We start from the raw sequence: 15,392 nt of genomic DNA, 5'->3' as shown, positions 1-15,392 counted from the left end.
AAGGAGTGTTCGATATGAATCTGCCGGAAAAGGCGAAAGTACCTACGATGTATTTCATCGGAGTAACGACGACGAAGTCGTCCATCATGAAATTATTCCCGGAATGGGCGAAGGCACTTGGCCTGAAGGAAGCTGTTCTAAAGGGAATTGATCTTGAAATTCACGCCGATCCGGAACACTATCGGAAAGTCGTAGAGTTCATCAAGAACGACGAACTGTCACTTGGTGCGCTCGTCACGACTCATAAAATTGACCTTTACGAGGCAGCGAAGGATCTCTTTTACTACCTTGATCCTTATGCGCAGATGTTCGGCGAATTGTCTTCAATCTCAAAGCGGGACGGTAAGCTGCAAGGCCACGCGAAGGACCCGATATCAAGCGGCTTGGCACTTGAGCGGTTTGTGCCGGACGACTACTGGAAAGAACATGGCGGTGAACTGTTGCTGCTGGGTGCAGGTGGAAGTGCAATCGCCATATCGTCTGCACTTCTTTCCCGCGAGAACAGGGACAACATTCCTTCCCGCGTGGTTATCACTGATATCAACGAGAGCCGGCTCGCCGAAATCGAGCAAATTATTGGCAAGGTGAACCCTGATGCAAAGGTGGAGTGCCATCTTACGGCGGGTTCGAAAGAAAATGACCGGCTGCTTGAAGGGCTAAAGCCACATTCCCTCGTCATCAACGCCACCGGAATGGGAAAGGATCGTCCGGGCTCGCCGCTTTCGGATAGCGTGAAATTTCCGCGGCATAGCCTTGTATGGGAGCTGAACTATCGCGGGAAGCGCGATTTCATGCACCAAGCGCTGGCACAGAAGGACGAGCGAAACCTCCATGTGGAGGACGGCTGGATTTACTTCCTGCATGGGTGGACGCAGGTCATTGCGGAAGTATTCGATATCGAAATAGCCGGAGAGCGGTTCGACCGGATTGAGCAATTGTCCGATGTTATACGATAAATGATTTGGGGAGGAGTAAACAGATGACACAGACATCTAAAGCAAATGCAACACTGTTTGATCTAAAGACGGGCTTTTCGGAAGAAGAACAGACGAAGCAGCGCCGCTTGTCCGACATGAAAAAAATGTTCCACGATACGCAAGCTCTTCAGGCAGAACTTGAGGCGGGCAATGACTCTCTTGTCTATGAATATTATGAACTCGATCTTCCGAAGACAGACGGCGATATCCAATATGGTACGAGCATCGTCTATCCGGGTACGGTCGGCGGCGAATACTATATGACGAAGGGGCATTTCCACGAAGTGCTGGAGACGGGCGAAGTGTACTTCTGCCTCAGCGGTGAAGGGTATATGCTCATGGAGAATCCGGAAGGCGAGTGGGAAATCGAGAAGTTCATCCCGGGCCGGGCCGTCCAGGTGCCGCCGCGCTACGCACACCGCAGCATTAACACCGGCAAGGAGCCGCTCGTTACATTTTTCGCCTTTCGTGCGGATGCGGGCCACGATTATGGTACAATCGAGACGAAGGGTTATCGGAAGCTGGTCGTCGAAAGGGATGGCAAGCCGGAAATCATTGATAACCCGAAATGGCAGCAGTAAGGAGTGCCGAGGATGATGCGAAAACGGGAAATCTTAAGGAATATTGAAGAGAGCGGCTTGGTGGCGGTCGTCCGTGCGGACAATGCCGACCAGGCGAAGCGGATCACGGAAGCGGCGATGAAGGGCGGCGTTGCGGCGATAGAAATCACGTACACCGTACCTGGTGCGACGGAAGTGATTAAGGAATTGGGAACTGAATTCGGCGATGATCTGATCGTTGGCGCCGGTACGGTGCTGGATGCAGAAACGGCCCGTATTGCCATCCTGGCCGGCGCAAAATATGTTGTGAGCCCGTACCTCGAAGAGGATACGGCCAGGCTGTGCAATCGATACCAGATCCCGTACATGCCGGGCGTTATGACGATAAAGGACGTCGTGCGCGGCCTTGAATGTGGCGCGGAAGTATTGAAGGTCTTCCCGGGGGAGCTAATGGGCCCGAAAGTGATTAAAGCGATAAAAGGTCCGATTCCACAGGCAAATCTCATGCCGACGGGCGGGGTAAGCATCGATAACGTTGCTGACTGGATCCGTGCAGGTGCCGTTGCCGTGGGTGCAGGCGGCAGCCTCATCGGCAAGCCGGACGTGGACGGTTATGATAAGATAACAGAGACGGCAAAACAGTTTATCGAACAAATCAAGATGGCGAGGAATGAATGAACGAATGAACAAAAACCCGAATCATGCTGAATGGATGATTCGGGTTTTTGCATAGACAAAGGCGGAGGTGCGGAAATGGACAGTATTATTTTTGACTTGGATGGAACACTCTGGGACTCCCGTAAAACAGTGGCGAAATCATGGACGGAGGTCGTCCGGGATGCTGCTTGCAGCCGGACAGAAGTGACGGAGGATGATCTGCGCGGAACAATGGGTTTGCAAATCCGGGATATTGCAAGTATTTTGTTCGGTGATCTTAGTGAAGAACAACGGATGGAACTTATTTTGGCATGCTGTGAACGGGAGAATGCCGAGTTAAAGCGCGAAGGCGGTATTTTGTTTGAAGGATTGGAAGAGACGCTTGAGGTGCTTTCGAAGAAATACCGGCTTTTTATTGTGAGTAACTGTCAGGAAGGTTACATAGAGTCTTTCTACGCTTATCATGGCTTGGAGCGGTATTTTGAAGACTTTGAGAACCCGGGCCGTACAGGTCTCAGCAAGGGGGAGAACATCCGATTGGTGATGGAACGGAATAACCTGAAGGCACCTGTTTACGTGGGCGATACTCAAAAAGATCAGGAAGCGGCAAAATATGCCGGCATCCCGTTTGTGTATGCAGCGTATGGATTTGGGGACGTGGAGGATTGGGAATATCGCATTGAAAGTATTAACGAGTTGGTGGGATTGTTTGGTTGATGATGCGCGGGTAATTGTAAAAATAAATGTGAATCTGTATCGGTGTTTCTACCATCAAGGCGTTCTACCAAGTCAGTTCCTAATGAGGTAGTGGAGCCTTTGCTTCCTGCCTCAGGAAACGCCGGAAAATCTGATCTTCAGGCTGTTCTGTTCCATCCGGCAGGTAGAAAAAAGAATAGGGTTCAGTATTGGCTCTGGCAGCTGAACGAACTCCACCAAACGTGAAGCGAACAAACGTTATTTTGAAAAAGATGAGGAAGTCCCTAAGCAATTGCTATGGGCATTTCTTCGATTATGGCTGCCATGGAAATGATCATGCTTGCGTTGGGCGAAGAAAAAAGCTGATGCCGTTAAACAAATGGTGGAAGGTCCTGTAACAATTTATTCCCCTGGATCAGTTCCCCAAAATCATGAGCGTACCTGGATTATTGTTGGATGAAGGGCAGCCGGGAAGCATTATCAAAACCGAATTTTAGCGTTCGCACATGCTTATTTTTGTACAAGGATAAAACAGTATCATATTTTGGGTCTACCACGGTTATTTAGACTGTGGTATTTTCATTTTATGGATGGGTAATTTTCTTAGATGAAGGATTTAAAAACCCATCTTAAACAGGGATCCCCTGACAGACAAAAACAGCCGAGGAGTTGCACATTCAGATGAATAAAAAGGATATAGCCAACATTCGCAAACAATTCAAACTTGATAATGATTTATTACGGATCGGCGATATTTTTAATGTTTACATAAGAAAGGAAAGCAGTGATATTTATCATCAAGAGAGCCAGCCTTTTTCCATGCTGGAGCGGGAGCAGCAGGAGTTGTTTATGAATAACTTCAAAAAGGTGCTGACGGGTCAATTGGATGTGAAGTTATTTGCAGTAAAGTTTCAGGATCAGGCGGAAAATCACACCCGCTTTATGCTTCATGAAGGTTTGCAAGCAGATGGTGTAGAGGAATGGAAGGAACAAATGCTTTTGATCGTTGAAAAAATGTTCAAGGATGTTCAGTATGAGAAGGATATGGTCGTCACCTTCATTCGCGGGGGATATTTTAAGCCGACAAAAAGGAGCAATGAGGAAGCGGAAGTGAGTGACCGGGATGAGGTGTATACACATCCTTTTATCCTCTGCAGCATAAACCAGACGGAGCAGCCGAAAAGATCGTTGGTGTTTGATTATGTTGAGAAGGAATTTAAATCAAGCGTTGTGGTTGATTCGATTATCAATTTGGCATCTCCGAAAGCGGGGTTTTTGTTTCCGTGTTTCACAGACAATTCGGCTGATGTAAACCGCGTGCTGTACTCGGCGGGCAAAGCGAATCAGCCTGATGATCACTTTATCGAGCATGTGTTGAATGGCGAAGAGATCATGACGGCCCAGGAAGACAAAGCTGTATTTGAGTTTGTTGTAAGTGAAGTGGTGGGAGGTCAGGTGGATACCCAAACGCTTGCCAATGTATATGAGGAAATAAATCGAATGATGGATGAGGATGAAGAGGTGGAGGAAGACGCTCCCAAACTGGATTACAAAGACGTAGAACGCGTTTTAAAGATGAGCGGAGTGGAGGATGTCAATACAGATCAAGTTGAAATGGCGTTTAAAAAAGTTATTGATGACGAGAAGTATGAACTGAAAGCCAGCAGCATTGTGCCAAATTTTTCGTCGAAATCGATCAAAATCAATACGAAGGTTGCAAATATCTCTATTAGCCCAAAAGACTTAAAATATGTTAGACAAGTTAACTTTAACGGCAAACGCTGTTTACTAATCGAGGTAGATGAAGACACTGAGATTGAAGGTTTTAAACTGATCCCCGAGACCTCTTTGAGTCATTAATATGATAGTCGCATGGTGATCGTCCATGCGGCTTTTCTCTTCAGTTTGTTCTTAAATTTCTAATCAATTGGCGGCCCGCAGCAGCTATTCGACATAATTCGGGGGGTGACACCCCGGGAAATATAGAAAAGCCAAGCCCCGGAAGGCTTGACTCGATGAAAACATGTATCTATCTAATCTAGGTGCTTAATCCTTAGAAGCGTTAGCGTTTGTTTAGTACTCTTGCTGTTCTGACACGAACAAATGATTCGTATAAGTCGACTAGGCCAGTAATGAATGTTTTCATTTACATTACCTCTTTCCTATTATGATAATTTTATTATACCCCGTTTTCATGAAAGGAGCAAAGTTTATGTAACAACAATGAAAACGGAAACAACGGAAATGAAAACGATTGAAAGTCTGATTTCCTCTTCAAATCTTTAAATCTCTCGATTTTAAACCGCTTTCTCTGCTTTTTATACAAGTTTTAGGCTATTCTGTGTCAAAACGGTTCAAAGGTAAAAGAATTTTTGTGGTTCTCATTCAGGCTGTTTCCACTTGCTGGAGATTCCCTTCCTTCCGAAATGTGATAAAGCAATCGAGCTGTATGGGTCCAGCAATGTTATGTCCATACGGCTTTTTAACTGATCCGGTGATTCGCAGGGATGTTTTCGTTTTTTTACATTGATGAGCTGTTGTGCTATAACAGAGGAAGATCCCATAAAATTGCGTTAACTGCTGGCAACAGTGGCATTCTTTTACATTACCATCTTCCTAGGAACGTCTGAACCTCAAAGTTTGTGAAACAGGCGATCCCTATTCCATATTCGATCTTACGGGGGAGTCTGTTTTTGTATTATAACAGTATGAGCTCAATTCTCAGAAATCAATCTTAATTTTAGATAATATCAAATAAACATTCTAGTCTATAAAATGCTCTAATCATCTATGATTGGGGTATAATAGAATGAGAAAGGTAATAACTAGTTCGCGCCCCGGCTTGTTGTGGTGCCTAAGCGGGAGCGCCTACATTCTATATAAAATATAGGGTATAAGGAAGGTAGACAATGAGTAACAAACAAACGAAAACAGACGTTATCTTAATTGGTGCCGGAATCATGAGCGCGACTTTGGGATCACTGCTGAAAGAATTGGCACCGGAATGGGAAATCAAGGTGTTTGAGAAACTTGAAGAAGCAGGGGAAGAAAGCTCCAACGAATGGAATAATGCGGGGACGGGCCATTCTGCACTTTGCGAGCTCAATTATACACCCGAAAGACCCGACGGATCGATAGACACTGGCAAAGCTGTTAAAATTAATGAACAGTTCCAGCTTTCAAAGCAGTTCTGGTCATATCTTGTACACAGCAACTTGATTCGCAATCCGCAGGATTTTATCATGCCGATCCCGCATATGAGTTTTGTGGAAGGGGAAGAGAATGTAGCGTTTTTGAAAAAACGTTTTGAGGCGCTGTCAAACAATCCCCTGTTTGAGGGAATGGAATTTTCCGATGACCCTGAAAAACTGAAGGAATGGGTTCCGCTGATCATGGAAGACCGGGAACTGGACGAGCCGATCGCAGCGACAAAAATTGACTCTGGCACAGATGTCAACTTTGGTGCTTTAACCCGCATTTTGTTTGACCACTTAAAGAGGAAAAATGTCGAAATCAACTATAGACACTGTGTAAAGGACATCAAACGTACTAATGATGGCTTGTGGGAAGTGAAATTGCACAATATCAGCAGCGGTACCATTGAATATCATACTGCAAAATTTGTCTTTATCGGCGCCGGAGGCGGAAGTCTTCCTTTACTTCAAAAAACCGGTATTCCTGAATCAAAACATATCGGGGGCTTCCCGGTAAGCGGCCTGTTTATGGTATGCAACAATCCGGAAATTGTAGAGCGGCACCACGCAAAAGTGTACGGTAAAGCGAAGGTCGGCGCTCCTCCAATGTCTGTTCCGCATCTTGATACAAGATATATAAACAACGAAAAGACATTGCTGTTCGGACCGTTCGCCGGATTTTCGCCAAAGTTTTTAAAGACAGGTTCCAATTTGGACTTGATCGGTTCTGTCAAACCGAATAATGTCATCACGATGCTGGCAGCGGGGGTAAAAGAAATGAAATTAACAAAATACCTCATCCAGCAAGTAATGCTATCGGATGAACAGCGCATGGAAGAGCTACGCGAATTTATTCCGGGCGCCAAAAGAGAGGATTGGGATATCGTGACTGCAGGCCAGCGCGTGCAAGTCATCAAAGACACCGAATCCGGCAAGGGGACACTGCAATTTGGCACGGAAGTGGTGAATGCCGCCGATGGCTCAATCGCTGCGTTACTCGGCGCTTCCCCGGGTGCTTCCACTGCCGTTCACGTCATGCTTGAGGTATTGGAAAAATGTTTCCCGCAGCATATGAAGGAATGGGAACCAAAGATCAAAGAAATGATTCCTTCTTATGGCGTGTCACTAGTGGAAGACCCGGAGCTTTTTAAAAAAGTCCTTATTTCCACATCGGAGACACTTGGTCTAAGCGAAAATTTGCCATTCCAAACAGTATCATGAAAAAGGGACGGTTTTTGTACTTCCTTCCAAGGTAGTACAAGAACCGTCCTTATTTAATAGACAATAACCGGATCGTAAGTGCTGAGGTTATCGTACACGGCTTTCATAACATCAGGAGGCGTGTTGACACATCCGGCCGAACCTTCCGTAAGATAGGCATTACTTGCCCAGTTTTTTCGCCAGTCGGCATCGTGAAAGCCCTGTCCGTCGTTTGTGAATGGAACCCAGTATTTAACATCAACGGAGTAATTGGGATTGCCTACTGCACTTCCCCTAAGTGTATATGGAGAGGCTTTATAAAGAACGTACCAAACCCCGGGATGTGTTCCTTCATTGGTACTCATTTTTCCGGTAACGACATGCGTTGTGACTGCCAGCTTGCCATTTTTATAAATCCAGATGCGCTGTTCCGCAATGGATACCTCAGCGTACGTGTCGCCAATGCCGTTGTTTGCTGTTCTTTCATAGCCAATCGCATCATAATCCCAGCCATTTCCATAAATATTGGAAGCGGAAATGGATTCCTTTCCACTTTCAAAAGCCTTCTCGAGCATTGCCGTTTCTTTCTCGGCATTTATTGCCCAGCCATAGCCCTGGCCTCTTACCGAAATGACCTTTCCTGAATGAGTCTTGAATTTAAAATCTTTATTTAATGTTGATTGGGCTTGATTAATTTCGTCTATTTTTTTCCGAATATCACTTTCAGTGATAGATACCTTCCCGTCATTTGAAATGGAGGCTTTTTTAATCAATTCATTCGCTTGTAAAGTGTACACTTTGTCCTGTACCTTATAATCGAGGCTTCGCTGCATGAAATCCTGCAGCTTTTTTTCGTTTTCTTTTATGATCGGGCTGTCCGCTTTGATAGGCTTTATGAATGCGGGCTTCAAATGAATATCGCTCGTATACATTTGTTTCTCATAATCTTTTAATAGAGCAGCGATATCATATTGTTCTCCATCGACACTTTCAGAGATGACAATTTTGTCGTGTTCCCATTTTACCTGGGCATCTTGGGGTGGCTTTAAACTCTTATTTAATGATAGGAGCTTTTCTTCTACTTGTTTTTTCATCGTTTCGCTTCGAAATGAATCCGTCTTTTTGGGTAACAGTGAATAATTTTTCTCCTTTGTGGAAGGAAAAAATGTCCACTGGCTTTTCAACAGCTTTTTAACTTCAGGCATATCCTGATCCGTAAATGCCGTCTGCGTATCTTTTTCATCCAAAATCAGTTCTTTTCCTATATAGACCCTGTTTTTTAGTTTAAATGATTTTAATTTATGAATCACCTGATCAGCAGTCAATCCGCCGACTTTAATGCCGTTAATGGTAATGTTCGGATTGAACCGGGTTGCCTGGTAATAGCTCAATCCTGCAAAAATTAAAGCGATTAAGATGATGGTTCCAATTACAATAAAATTCCGCTTTACGGGTTTTTTGAATCGATTGCCCCGCTCTGCATCAATTGGTTCATTTACCGCACTCATAAACATTCCCTCCGTTACTGATGTCCAGCAATTGGTTGTATTACAATTCTATTACAATTATACTACAATATGTTTCGTGAGGAGTTTGTCACATTTTGTAAGGTGTGAAATTTTACAAAACTTTTAGGGAGAAGAGGATTTTGAGACATGTACCGGAACGGATCAGAGGCGAGGAGAATTGCTGGGGTATCCAAGGAGGAAAAGCTTCAGGGGAACTCGAAAAGGCTATTGGCGGATATCCAAAAGCCCCATACCGCACAATACCCTCGGGACCTCCAATTGAAGGTCTCAAAAGCCTGATATTACGTCGTGTTTTTAATTTTTCGAATTTTAATATAATATTTTAATTATAGTCATATTTTCAAAGGGAGGTTTGCAAAAATGCATATAAAACCAGTATTGGTTTACTATGCCCCCAAGGTAAAATAAAAATATCCTTTCCCTTTGTGAAGAGGGGTATTTTGCTTTTTGATCATTGAACGTCTATTCATCCTCCCATTGTTTTTCCTAAGAAATAGTAAAATGAATAGAGACCCAGTGAGGGAACACATGTACAAATAACAATAATAGCCAGAATGTAATAAATTGAATCCTTTGCATTATTTTTAAGAATGATATAGATCCCATAAGCTACACACTTTTCCCGCCATTATTTAAAAGCAGGGATTTTTTTCAGCACGATACAAACCGGAATGGCAACAGCGATGCCAATGACACTTTGTACGATGTCTCCGGGAATGGAGGTCAATGGTACGATCCAGTTGCCATATATTAAGCTTTCCCAAAGATAATAGCCGGCGATCATCGGAGGTACCGAAACGATGATTCCCAATAGGTTATATGCGATGCTGTTTCCCTTGCGGCCTCCCGCCCAGGCAATTTTTCCAACGATATAGCCCTGCAAAGCGCGTGTTAAAAAGGTGATGGGCGCCCATAATGCCCAGCCGGAGACAAGGTCAAACAAACCCATGCCGACTGCCCCGGCAAACGCTCCTTTTTTGGGGCCAAATACGATGGCTGAAATAAAAAGCATGGCTGAACCAAGGTGAACAAGACCGCCATTTATCGAAATAGGCAGTTTAATATTTAAGAGCATGGTGGATACGAAGACGAGCGCCGTTAACAGGGCCGTAAGAATGAGATCAAAAGTTTTGGTTTTAGAACTTGAATAAGCTGCTGTTCTTTCCATCATGAAACCCTTCTTTCTGATTGATACAACTTTCATTTGTACATAACTTTATCAAAGGGGTGGTCTCTTTGAAAGTGTCACTTTTGCAAAAAATATAGGGGCCAGTTTGGGGGATTTAGAAGACAAGACATAGTCAGTTTATTAGGAATACAAAATGTTGTTTTTCCACTATGTGGAATAGAAATCAACTTTTTAATAAAAATAAACATAAATAGTTGGGTGATCTGTTTTTAAAAAAGTTGCATGATGTGTTTTGTTGGAATAGGCAGGGGATTTTCACTAACATGGTAGTAGCAAAGCCAACAAAAAAGGAGAGATTTTCGTGACGTTTGTCAATCAGCAAATCATTTTAGCGGAAAGGCCGAAGGGAATGCCGGACAGCAGCACTTTTAAATTTGTAGAAAAAGATATAGATGAGCTCAAGGAAGGCCAAATATTGGTCAAAACCCTGTTTGTTTCCGTTGACCCTTATATGAGAGGCAGAATGGAGGACGCAGAATCGTACATAGAGCCTTTTCAAGTAGGAGAAGTGATTGAAGGCGGAGCCATAGGGGAAGTAATTGAGTCCAAATCGGATCTTTTCCAACAAGGGGATGTGGTCACAGGCATGTTTGGCTGGCAGCAATATTATGCCGCAAATGAAAAAGAGATCCGAAAGATTGATCCGTCACTTGCTCCCATATCAACGCATTTGGGCATATTGGGAATGACCGGGTTGACAGCCTATTTTGGTTTGCTGGAAATTGGCCAGCCACAGGAAGGGGAGACGGTAGTCATCTCGGGAGCGGCAGGGGCTGTTGGATCCACCGTTGGGCAAATAGCCAAAATCAAGGGAGCTAAAGTTGTAGGGATTGCCGGTTCAGATCATAAAATCAGTTATTTGAAAGATGAATTGGGATTTGATGAAGGCATCAATTACCGAACAGCAAAAGATCTTGCGAATGAAGTAAAGCGTGCATGCCCGGAGGGTGTTGATGTGTATTTTGATAATGTCGGCGGGGAAGTTTCCGATGCTGTATTGACCCGGTTAAACCGCTTTGCGCGCATTCCGGTTTGTGGGGCCATTTCTTCCTACAACCTGGAAGGAGCGGATATCGGTCCGCGTGTACAGGCGACGCTGATTAAGAAAAGTGCATTGATGCAAGGTTTTACTGTAGGAAATTATTCAGAACGCTTCCATGAGGGAGCTAAACAGCTTGGCCAATGGCTGCAGGAGGGAAAACTCAAGTATCGTGAAACGATCAAAGAAGGCTTCGAAAATATTCCAAATGCTTTTCTTGATCTTTTTAAAGGAAAAAATATTGGCAAGCTGCTCGTGAAAGTTGCTGACCGTCAGTATGGAAAATAAAAAGGATCATATGTTACAGAAGACATTAAGGGGTTGAACCTTTTTGTTGACGGGTATGAGTGCGTTTTTGTAATTGTAATGGGATTCATACAATCTGAAGAAAACATTGTATTGCAGCCTGTAGACAGGTGTGTTAGTATGGTAATGTACAAATGACCATAACGTTCAAATGGTCATTCGACATATTGCGGGGAGATCCGGGGGGTGACAGGCACCAATGAACAGGAAACAGCAAATTTTACAGGCAGCAACGAACTCTTTTTCCTTATTCGGCTACAAAGCTACGACAATGGATCAAATTGCCAGGTTGGCCAATGTCGGCAAGGGAACGATTTATACTTTTTATAAAAATAAAGAAGAGCTATTTCATGAAATCATTTCATCTTTAATCCTTGAAATGAAACAATCGGTTGAAAAAGACTTACATGACGATTTATCTTTTTATGAAAAGGTGGATCGCGCCCTTTTTACGTTATTGGAGTTCCGGACGGAGCATCAGCTCATGATTAAACTCATCCAGGAAGAAAAAGAAATGGGGACCCCGGCGGTTAAGGATGTGATCCAAAAGATCGAAAATACGATTATCCAATACGTGGCAAACATCGTCCAAAAAGGGATTGAAAAAGGTGAGATTAAGCCGTGCAATCCCGAGATTACAGCTTTTGTTATTTTAAAGCTTTATATTGCCCTCATCTTTGATTGGGAAAAAGTCCATAAGCCGCTGGAGAAAGAGGAAATATCAAAATTGTTTAAGTTGTATTTGTTGAATGGGTTATCCAAAAGATAATCCTTATTTTAGGGCAGGATTGACCAAATGAATAAAGTGGTCATAATTATTTTTACATAAAAATGACCAATTGAATATAATAGTCAAGTGTTTAAAGGAGAAATGTTTGTATGGAGAAATCAAGCTTTTTATCGGAATGGAAACAAATCCTGACAAATAAAAAAGTTCTTATTCCCATTGTGGCTGTCGTCTTCGTTCCATTATTATATGCAGGGATGTTTCTTTGGGCTTTCTGGGATCCATATGATTATTTGAGCGATTTGCCTGTTGCTGTTGTAAATGAAGATACAGGTGCTGACTATGAGGGAGAGAAATTGGAATTGGGAAAGGAATTGGTTGATAAGTTAAAGGATAACGATCAATTTCAATTTCATTTTGTCCCCAAAAAAGCCGGGTACAGGGATTTGGAACACCGCAAATATTATATGTTGATCGAAATCCCAAAGGACTTTTCGGAAAATGCAACGACCTTAATGGACGAAAAACCGAAGAAATTGGAACTGAAGTACGTACCGAATGAGGCTCATAACTTCCTTTCCTCACAGATCGGGGAAACAGCGGCAAAAGAAATCAGGGCCGAGGTTGCCAAAGCGGTCTCGTCCACATACGCCGAAACGATGTTTGATAAGGTTGGAGAAGTAGCAAAAGGTCTTGAAAAAGCAAGTGACGGCAGTAAGAAATTAGATGACGGAGCAAAAGAACTTGCAGACGGCTCCAAAGAGCTTAAGGATCATTTGGAAGTTTTGGCATCCAGCTCTATTGAATTTGAAAACGGGATGACAAAAGCGCGTTCCGGTACCGATGAACTGTACAAAGGTTCACAGGCTCTTGCCAGCGGAATGGATCAATTAACAGATGCCAGCGGAAAGCTTGCCAGTGCATCCAAGGATGTAGAAAAAGGCTCCAAGGCACTAAATGGCGGTATTTCGCAGGTTCAAAACGGTTTGCAGGAAGTCAGCGGAAAAATGCCTGACTTGGTAGCAGGAACAGGACAGGTACAGGATGGGTTAAAACAGTTTCAAACCCAATTGCCGAAGCAGATGGCCGATACCATCAGTGCAAAGATTCAGGCAAGCGGCCAGGAAATGAATCAAGGCTTGGATCAATTAAACCAGGGAATTAATAGCAAGCTGCAAAATGACTTGGCAAAAGGACTGTCAGGGCAGCTTTCAGCAGGGGTGGCAAAGGGAGTTGCCGGCAACATTGAAAATATGCAAAAAGAACAGATGAATAAACTTTCTCAGGCGCTATTGGATAATGGAATTCCGCAAGAAAAAGTCCAGGGAATCATTTCTCAAGTAACTGCTTCTTCCCCTTCGAAAGAACAAATTGAGCAATCCATGGCGAATCAACTTAAGCCGCAGGTAGAGGCAGGCATTAAGCAAGGAATGAATCAAGCTGCTGCCGGAATTGATAATGCTTTTAGCCTGTATAAGGGTGAAGTAAATAAGAAGCTCGGCGGTTCTACTGCAGGTCTGGACAAAGAAATCCAACAAGCAGTTGATCCGGTATTTAACCAATTAACTGCGGGGCTTGGAGCCATTCAATCCGGCCAGCTTGCACTTGAGGATGGCATCAACCAATTATCGACTGGGGCAAAAGAACTTAGCGACGGATCTTCCAAGTTAAGCAGCGGCCAACAAGAGTATGTTAAGAACATGGAATTATTCAAACAAAAAATGAAAGAAGCAAATTCAGGCGCTCACCAATTGTCAGATGGTGCCAATGAATTAAGCAACGGAATGGGGCAGTTGGCAGACGGCTCGTCCAAAATCAAAGACGGATCGCAAAAACTGGCCGATGGTTCCGGGAAGCTTTCAGACGGAACATCTGAACTGCATGATGGAACGAAGGAGTTGCATGAGAAATTGAGTGATGCGGCAGATGAAGCAAACTCGGCAGACCCCAATGATGATACGTACGATATGATGGGAAACCCTGTCGAAGTGGATAAAGAAGAGGTAAACCCGGTTCCGAATTACGGTACAGGTTTTGCACCATACTTTATTTCATTGGGGCTATTTGTCGGTGCCCTATTGATGACCATCGTCTTCAATTTGAAAGACCCTGCTGTAAAACCGCGCAATGGCATTGCCTGGTTCCTTGGCAAATTCGGGGTTGTGGCGCTCACAGGTGTAATTCAGGCTTTACTGGTAGATGCTGTTTTATTATTTGGATTGGGAATGGAAGTAAAAAGTATCCCATTATTCGTTTTTGTATCAATTATTACAAGTATTGTCTTTATGACACTGATACAACTCCTCGTTACAACATTGGGAGATCCGGGGCGCTTCGCGGCGATTATCATTCTGATTTTGCAGCTGACAACAAGCGCCGGAACATTCCCGCTGGAGTTAATTCCAAAGGCGATCCAGCCATTCAATGACTTATTGCCGATGACGTATACGGTTCAGGCGTTTAAAGCAGTCATTTCAAGCGGAGATTACGTATTTATGTGGCATAACGTAGGAATTCTGGTACTCTATATTCTTGGCTGTATCGTGTTAACAATGACTTATTTTATTGTCAAAAATAAAAAAACAAACCAGCAGTATTCAGAAGCTGCAGTGTAAAACGGAAAGGCAGGTATGATAAATACCTGTCTTTTTGAATGCGTTGGTTGACCTGAATAAATTTGGCCCTCTATATGATCAGCAGGGATGCCATTCGTATTCATCTGATTTCCCTTCGTGTTACACTCGGTTAAAAGAACGAAAGGGGAGGAATCGAATATGGGGCCATTACAAGGAAAAACAGCTGTTGTTACAGGTGCAAGCAGCGGGATTGGCGCTGCCATTGCGAAAGAACTGGCGGCAGAGGGCGCCAATGTTGTTCTGGCTGCCAGGCGCATTGACAGATTGCATGAAATGGAGCAGGAAATGAACCGGCAGGGGAGAGGGAAAGTATTTGCGGTAAGGACGGACATGGCAAACAGGGAAGAAGTAGAGGAAATGGTGAAAAAAGCGATGGAAACATTTGGCCATGTTGATATTTTTGTCAACAACGCAGGCCAGATGCTTTCGGGAACTGTCCGGTCCGGAAATGTGGAAGAGTGGGAGCAAATGATTGATGTCAACATTAAAGGGGTACTGTACGGTATCAATGCCGTATTGCCTTCCATGCTTGATCGCTCGACCGGACACATTATCAATATTGCTTCTGTTTCCGGTTTTGAAGTGACAAAAAGGAGTACAGTTTAAAGGCCCGGCATTTCAATGCCGGGATGAATGCCAGAAACATAGGTTTAAAAAAGAAATCGGCTCTTGTTTTTATTTT

At 43.8% G+C, this 15,392-nt stretch carries 12 protein-coding genes; 10 read left to right on the top strand and 2 right to left on the bottom strand.

Going from position 1 to position 15,392, the window contains the following annotated elements:
* The first annotated feature begins 14 nt into the window (after positions 1–14).
* The 6 genes from AB1L08_RS13230 to AB1L08_RS13205 all read left to right on the top strand — a co-directional run bounded on the left by AB1L08_RS13230 (position 15) and on the right by AB1L08_RS13205 (position 7,305).
* Complete coding sequence (locus AB1L08_RS13230; protein WP_413065137.1) at positions 15–956, top strand: shikimate dehydrogenase; 942 nt, start codon at positions 15–17, stop codon at positions 954–956.
* 23 nt (positions 957–979) lie between these two features.
* The gene (locus tag AB1L08_RS13225; protein WP_413065136.1) at positions 980–1,558 is read left to right on the top strand and encodes a glucose-6-phosphate isomerase family protein; all 579 of its coding nucleotides are present in this window, start codon (positions 980–982) and stop codon (positions 1,556–1,558) included.
* 12 nt (positions 1,559–1,570) lie between these two features.
* The gene (locus tag AB1L08_RS13220; RefSeq protein ID WP_413065135.1) at positions 1,571–2,215 is read left to right on the top strand and encodes a bifunctional 2-keto-4-hydroxyglutarate aldolase/2-keto-3-deoxy-6-phosphogluconate aldolase; all 645 of its coding nucleotides are present in this window, start codon (positions 1,571–1,573) and stop codon (positions 2,213–2,215) included.
* 75 nt (positions 2,216–2,290) lie between these two features.
* Positions 2,291–2,911: an HAD family hydrolase gene (locus tag AB1L08_RS13215; protein WP_413065134.1), complete on the top strand. Its 621-nt coding sequence runs from the start codon at positions 2,291–2,293 to the stop codon at positions 2,909–2,911.
* A gap of 660 nt (positions 2,912–3,571) precedes the next feature.
* The gene (locus tag AB1L08_RS13210) at positions 3,572–4,750 is read left to right on the top strand and encodes a DUF4317 domain-containing protein (protein WP_413065133.1); all 1,179 of its coding nucleotides are present in this window, start codon (positions 3,572–3,574) and stop codon (positions 4,748–4,750) included.
* A gap of 1,049 nt (positions 4,751–5,799) precedes the next feature.
* Entirely contained in the window at positions 5,800–7,305 is a 1,506-nt protein-coding gene (locus AB1L08_RS13205; protein WP_413065132.1) for a malate:quinone oxidoreductase, read from the top strand.
* A 53-nt stretch (positions 7,306–7,358) separates the two neighbouring features.
* On the opposite strand, the gene AB1L08_RS13200 is transcribed toward AB1L08_RS13205, so the two are convergent.
* Both AB1L08_RS13200 and AB1L08_RS13195 read right to left on the bottom strand, forming a co-directional pair.
* Entirely contained in the window at positions 7,359–8,792 is a 1,434-nt protein-coding gene (locus AB1L08_RS13200; RefSeq protein WP_413065131.1) for a L,D-transpeptidase family protein, read from the bottom strand.
* Positions 8,793–9,441: 649 nt separating this feature from the next.
* The gene (locus tag AB1L08_RS13195; RefSeq protein WP_413065130.1) at positions 9,442–9,981 is read right to left on the bottom strand and encodes an ECF transporter S component; all 540 of its coding nucleotides are present in this window, start codon (positions 9,979–9,981) and stop codon (positions 9,442–9,444) included.
* A 322-nt stretch (positions 9,982–10,303) separates the two neighbouring features.
* Here AB1L08_RS13195 and AB1L08_RS13190 point away from each other — a divergent pair, with 322 nt between their 5' ends.
* The 4 genes from AB1L08_RS13190 to AB1L08_RS13175 all read left to right on the top strand — a co-directional run bounded on the left by AB1L08_RS13190 (position 10,304) and on the right by AB1L08_RS13175 (position 15,316).
* The gene (locus AB1L08_RS13190; RefSeq protein WP_413065129.1) at positions 10,304–11,329 is read left to right on the top strand and encodes an NADP-dependent oxidoreductase; all 1,026 of its coding nucleotides are present in this window, start codon (positions 10,304–10,306) and stop codon (positions 11,327–11,329) included.
* A gap of 217 nt (positions 11,330–11,546) precedes the next feature.
* On the top strand, positions 11,547–12,116 hold the full coding sequence (locus AB1L08_RS13185; RefSeq protein ID WP_413065128.1) for a TetR/AcrR family transcriptional regulator: 570 nt from the start codon (positions 11,547–11,549) through the stop codon (positions 12,114–12,116).
* A 110-nt stretch (positions 12,117–12,226) separates the two neighbouring features.
* Complete coding sequence (locus tag AB1L08_RS13180) at positions 12,227–14,689, top strand: YhgE/Pip family protein (RefSeq protein WP_413065127.1); 2,463 nt, start codon at positions 12,227–12,229, stop codon at positions 14,687–14,689.
* A 159-nt stretch (positions 14,690–14,848) separates the two neighbouring features.
* Positions 14,849–15,316, top strand: a complete 468-nt coding sequence (locus AB1L08_RS13175) for an SDR family oxidoreductase (protein ID WP_413065126.1) — start codon at positions 14,849–14,851, stop codon at positions 15,314–15,316.
* The last annotated feature ends 76 nt before the right edge of the window (positions 15,317–15,392 follow it).

It is taken from the genome of Siminovitchia jepli (assembly GCF_047228825.1).
Classification (GTDB): domain Bacteria; phylum Bacillota; class Bacilli; order Bacillales; family Bacillaceae_C; genus Siminovitchia.
The sequence above is the reverse complement of the archived record's forward strand: the minus strand, read 5'-3'. Positions and strand labels throughout refer to the sequence as shown.

What these genes read in the sequence shown, in the direction of transcription:
- AB1L08_RS13185 (WP_413065128.1), top strand. Translation starts at nt 11,547, where the DNA reads ATGAACAGGAAACAGCAAATTTTACAGGCAGCAACGAACTCTTTTTCC.
- AB1L08_RS13195 (WP_413065130.1), bottom strand. Translation starts at nt 9,981, where the DNA reads ATGGAAAGAACAGCAGCTTATTCAAGTTCTAAAACCAAAACTTTTGAT.
- AB1L08_RS13175 (WP_413065126.1), top strand. Translation starts at nt 14,849, where the DNA reads ATGGGGCCATTACAAGGAAAAACAGCTGTTGTTACAGGTGCAAGCAGC.
- AB1L08_RS13210 (WP_413065133.1), top strand. Translation starts at nt 3,572, where the DNA reads ATGAATAAAAAGGATATAGCCAACATTCGCAAACAATTCAAACTTGAT.
- AB1L08_RS13220 (WP_413065135.1), top strand. Translation starts at nt 1,571, where the DNA reads ATGATGCGAAAACGGGAAATCTTAAGGAATATTGAAGAGAGCGGCTTG.
- AB1L08_RS13230 (WP_413065137.1), top strand. Translation starts at nt 15, where the DNA reads ATGAATCTGCCGGAAAAGGCGAAAGTACCTACGATGTATTTCATCGGA.
- AB1L08_RS13180 (WP_413065127.1), top strand. Translation starts at nt 12,227, where the DNA reads ATGGAGAAATCAAGCTTTTTATCGGAATGGAAACAAATCCTGACAAAT.
- AB1L08_RS13205 (WP_413065132.1), top strand. Translation starts at nt 5,800, where the DNA reads ATGAGTAACAAACAAACGAAAACAGACGTTATCTTAATTGGTGCCGGA.
- AB1L08_RS13215 (WP_413065134.1), top strand. Translation starts at nt 2,291, where the DNA reads ATGGACAGTATTATTTTTGACTTGGATGGAACACTCTGGGACTCCCGT.
- AB1L08_RS13225 (WP_413065136.1), top strand. Translation starts at nt 980, where the DNA reads ATGACACAGACATCTAAAGCAAATGCAACACTGTTTGATCTAAAGACG.
- AB1L08_RS13200 (WP_413065131.1), bottom strand. Translation starts at nt 8,792, where the DNA reads ATGAGTGCGGTAAATGAACCAATTGATGCAGAGCGGGGCAATCGATTC.